This is a genomic window from Gemmatimonas sp., from assembly GCF_044376735.1.
Taxonomy (GTDB): Bacteria; Gemmatimonadota; Gemmatimonadetes; order Gemmatimonadales; family Gemmatimonadaceae; genus Gemmatimonas.
This window is the reverse complement of sequence record NZ_JBILKJ010000205.1, coordinates 1-4012: the sequence shown is the minus strand read 5'-3', so window position 1 is coordinate 4012 and position 4012 is coordinate 1. Positions and strand designations below refer to the sequence as shown.

6 protein-coding genes are annotated in these 4012 nt (G+C 65.7%); all 6 read right to left on the bottom strand.

Annotated elements, in window-relative coordinates; genetic code table 11:
• Positions 1–491: hypothetical protein (locus ACIRA7_RS15450; RefSeq protein ID WP_396221731.1), on the bottom strand; the 491-nt coding region annotated here is incomplete at its 3' end.
• 75 nt (positions 492–566) lie between these two features.
• A complete protein-coding gene (locus ACIRA7_RS15445) occupies positions 567–1223 on the bottom strand; it encodes a protein-L-isoaspartate(D-aspartate) O-methyltransferase (RefSeq protein ID WP_396221730.1) in 657 nt (218 codons plus the stop codon).
• Complete coding sequence (gene surE / locus ACIRA7_RS15440) at positions 1208–1966, bottom strand: 5'/3'-nucleotidase SurE (protein WP_396221729.1); 759 nt, start codon at positions 1964–1966, stop codon at positions 1208–1210. Before surE ends, ACIRA7_RS15445 begins: the two co-directional genes overlap by 16 nt.
• A gap of 45 nt (positions 1967–2011) precedes the next feature.
• Positions 2012–2389, bottom strand: a complete 378-nt coding sequence (locus ACIRA7_RS15435; protein ID WP_396221728.1) for a MerR family transcriptional regulator — start codon at positions 2387–2389, stop codon at positions 2012–2014.
• A gap of 1 nt (position 2390) precedes the next feature.
• On the bottom strand, positions 2391–3395 hold the full coding sequence (locus tag ACIRA7_RS15430; RefSeq protein ID WP_396221733.1) for an NAD(P)H-dependent glycerol-3-phosphate dehydrogenase: 1005 nt from the start codon (positions 3393–3395) through the stop codon (positions 2391–2393).
• Positions 3395–4009, bottom strand: a complete 615-nt coding sequence (plsY, locus tag ACIRA7_RS15425) for a glycerol-3-phosphate 1-O-acyltransferase PlsY (protein ID WP_396221732.1) — start codon at positions 4007–4009, stop codon at positions 3395–3397. The genes ACIRA7_RS15430 and plsY overlap by 1 nt, the downstream gene beginning before the upstream one ends.
• Positions 4010–4012 lie beyond the last annotated feature (3 nt).

Sequence of the window (4012 nt, the reverse complement as noted above, 5' to 3'; positions counted from 1 at the left end):
GTCGAGGACAGAAACACATCGATCCACGGAAGCGACGCCGCGTCCGGCGCCACAGGATCACCGGCGTCGGCGAACAGCTCACCCGGATCCGTGACCGACGCCGGGGCCTCATCTTCGGTCGAGTGCCCGATGACCGGCATGTTGAACGCCGTCGCCACGACGTCATCGAGCGACGACGACCCGAGCGCGGTGAAATACGCCGGGGTCGGGTACGACGGTGGCATGTCGATCACCGAGAGCGGCGTCACCGAGAGCGGCGTCACCGAGAGCGGCGTCACCGAGAGCGGCGTCACCGAAAGCGGCGTCGCGCCGTGAACCGCTGCCGCCTCGGGCGTCCCGCGCCAAGGTGCCGGCACGTAGGGTCCGACATACCATCGCGCCGACGAGGGCTCGCGATCGTCCGAGGCGATTCTCGGCTGCGGGATCGCATACGGCGCCGTTGGTGAGCGGACGACGGAGTCGGTGTACGGGTTCGAGCCAGGTGTGGACATAGCGTGGTCAGGCCGTGGATGCCGAAAATGCGCTGAGAAGCGATCGTGCGCAAACGCGCTCAACCGTCAGGTCCATCAGGCCGGCCAACCACCGGCCCCAATCAAGGGGACGAAGCGGACCGGAACGATGTCACGACCTTCCAATTGTCCGTTCCGTTTCACGAACAGCGTCAACATCTGTTCTTCCCGGTCTCCGATGGGAATGAGCATCCGCCCGCCTTCGGCCAGTTGCGCCTCCAGTGCTGGCGGGACGTGCGGCGCCCCTGCACTGACGACGATCCCGTCGTACGGACCGTACTCGCGCCATCCGAGCGTCCCGTCCCCCAGTAGGAGCGACACGTTGCGCGCGTTGGCCAGCTGCAGCACCAGTCGCGCCTTATCGAGCAGCGCGGGATAGCGCTCGATCGAGAAAACCTGCGCCGCCAACTCCGCCAGCAGCGCCGTCTGGTACGCGGACCCTGTGCCGATCTCGAGAACCTTCTCTTTGCCGGTGAGCATCAGCTGTTCGAGCGCGCGCGCATGCACGTACGGTTGCGAGATCGTCTGCCCACTGCCGATCGGCAGCGCAGAATCCTCGTACGCACGATGCCGCACCGTCGGCGGCACGAACACGTGCCGGGGTACCTGATCGATCGCGCGCAAGACGGCGAGATCGCGAATGCCCTTGTCCTGCAACGCTTCAACCAGCCGTCGGCGGGCGCCGCGGAACTCCGGTTCTACAGAGGACGCCACCAATCCATCGCTGTGTCGAGCACATCGCGGTGCGTGAGGTCGAGGTGCAACGGGGTCACCGAGATATAGCCGTCGTGCACGGCGCGGAAGTCCGAGTCGTCGGGACCGCTCCACTCCACACTGCCGCCACCGATCCACAGGATCTCGCGTCCCCACGGATCCTTCATCTTCGTGATGGAATCGCTGAAGACGCGGCGCCCGAGCCGCGTGAGTCGAACGCCCTTGATCTGATCGCCGGCCACATTGGGCAGATTGACGTTCAGGAGCGTTTCGGGTGGAAACGAGGTGAGCGACATCAGGTGCTTCAGCAGATCGCGTAGCACGGCGACCTGCGTCTCGAGCAGTGCATCGGCGCGCAGCGCGCTGCCGGCGAACGACACGGCGATCGACGGGATGCCCAGCGCCAGGCCCTCCATGGCGGCCGCCACCGTACCACTGTACAACACATCCTCGCCCATGTTCGGGCCGTGATTGATGCCGCTGATCACGTAATCCGGGCGCGACTCGAGCAGCGCCTCGCACGCCAGCATCACGCAATCGGTGGGCGTGCCATCCACCTGCCAGCGTCGCGCCCCAAGCTGAACGGGTCGTAACGGATGATGCAGCGTGAGCGAATGGCTGGTCGCGCTCTGCTCACGATCGGGCGCCACGACGCTGAGCTCACCGAGCGGCTGGCAAGCCTGCTCGAGTACGCCGAGTCCCTTGGCGAGAATACCGTCGTCGTTACTGAGGAGAATGCGCATCGGATGAGGTGAGAGACGAGTAGAGCGCGGCGCGCGGGCCGAGCGTTACGAGGGACGCAGTGCCGAACGGTCGTCGAGGATCGCCCGCAGCTCCGCCAAATCACGCTCGATGCTCTCGAGCGCCTCCACTTCGAGCGCCGTGCGAGCCGCCGTCCGCAGCGAGCCGCCCTTTCGATGCGCATCAAGTTTCTGACGCGCACCGTCGATCGTGTATTTCTCGGTGTACAGCAGATGTTTCACCAGCAGAATCAACTCTACTTCTCGGCGCGCGTAAACGCGGTTTCCACTCCGATTCTTCGCCGGACTCAGTAACTTGAACTGACTCTCCCAATATCGCAGGACGTGCGGCTTGAGATCGGTGAGTGCACAAACCTCGCCAATGGAATAAAACTCCTGAATCGGCTCACCGCGGGGCGCACCCACTTCAGTCTCGCTCCGCGCGCAGCTCGCGCGCCATGAGCTCGGTGACCGCTTCCCGCGGCCCCTGCCCTTCAAACAGAATCCGGTACGTCGCGTCGATGATCGGCATCTCGACACCCGCTCGATCGGCCAGGGCCTTCGCGCTCTGGGCGTTCAGCACCCCCTCGGCCACCGTGTCCTTGCCTGCCAGCGCCTCGTCCAACGATTGCCCCTGCCCGATGGCCACCCCGAGCGTCCGGTTGCGCGAGAGCGCACCGGTGCACGTCAGCACAAGATCGCCTAATCCCGCGAGTCCGGCGAACGTGTCGGCCCGCGCGCCGAGGGACACACCCAGGCGCGTCATCTCTGCGAGTCCACGCGTCATCAACGCAGCGCGCGGATTGTAGCCGAGCCCCAGACCATCGAGGATACCCGTCGCCACCGCCATCACGTTCTTCAGCGCACCACCAAGCTCCACGCCGACCACGTCGTCGCTGGTGTACACGCGGAAGGCCGCGGCGCTCATGGCACCCTGCACAAGCGTCGCGGCGCGGTGTGATGCACTCGCGGCGACGACCGCGGTGGGTTGCCCCTGTGCGACTTCCGCAGCGAAACTCGGGCCACTCACCGCGACGACCTCATGCCCCAAGGCCTCCTGCGCGACAACATCCGTCATGAGCGCCAACGTCTCGCGTTCGATGCCTTTGGTCGCGACCGACAGTACCGCCCCGGCTGCAATCGAACCGGCGCAGGACGCGACAACTTCCCGCAGCACATGCGACGGCGCGGCGTAGACCACGAGACCGGCACCATTCAGGGCAACTGCCATATCCGTCGTGGCCACCAGGCCCGGTGCCAACGCGATACTCGGCAGGAACCGCGGATTCTCTTGGCGGGTATTCACCGCTGCCACCACGTCAGCTTCGCGAGCCCAAAGCGAGACGCGATGGCCATTGCGCACCAGACGGTCGGCGATGGCCGTCCCCCACGCGCCACCACCGATAACGGCGCACGCCAGCGAACGGTCCATCATGCGCGCCCCTCAGAGGACGACGGGGAGGTCCGCCCGACGCGACGTTCTTCCCCGCGGCGAAGCCGACCGATGTTCTCACGGTGCGTCCAGAAAACAAACGCCCCCACCGCCACACTCACGATCACGAGCGGCGTGAACGCGCGCTGCTGCAGCAGCAACGCCACGGGCAACACGACAGCACCGACAAGGGAACCCAGCGACACATAGCGGGTCATCGCCACGACGATCACGAAACTGATCATCGCGCAGAGCGCAGGAATGGGAGCAAGGGCGATGAAGACGCCGCTGGCGGTGGCGACGCCTTTCCCACCGCCCCTCCCCATCAGGAACACCGGCCGAACGTGTCCCACAATGGCCAGAAGACCGAATACCACTCCCCAGGGCCAGCCCGTCCCCATCCCGATCACGCCGGGCAACAGCAGCACCGGCAGCGCCCCTTTGAGGCCGTCCACGACGTACACCAGCAACCCCCACTTCCACCCAAGCGTGCGAAACACGTTGGTCGCGCCGAGGTTGCCGGACCCGACCGACCTCAGGTCGACGCCGTTCACTTTTCCCACCAGGAATGCCGTGGGAAAGGAGCCAATGACGTATGCGGCAAGCAGCACCACGGC

Bases quoted from the DNA above. Each gene is read 5' to 3' on its own strand.
- surE (WP_396221729.1), bottom strand. From the start codon at position 1,966: ATGCGCATTCTCCTCAGTAACGACGACGGTATTCTCGCCAAGGGACTC.
- ACIRA7_RS15430 (WP_396221733.1), bottom strand. From the start codon at position 3,395: ATGGACCGTTCGCTGGCGTGCGCCGTTATCGGTGGTGGCGCGTGGGGG.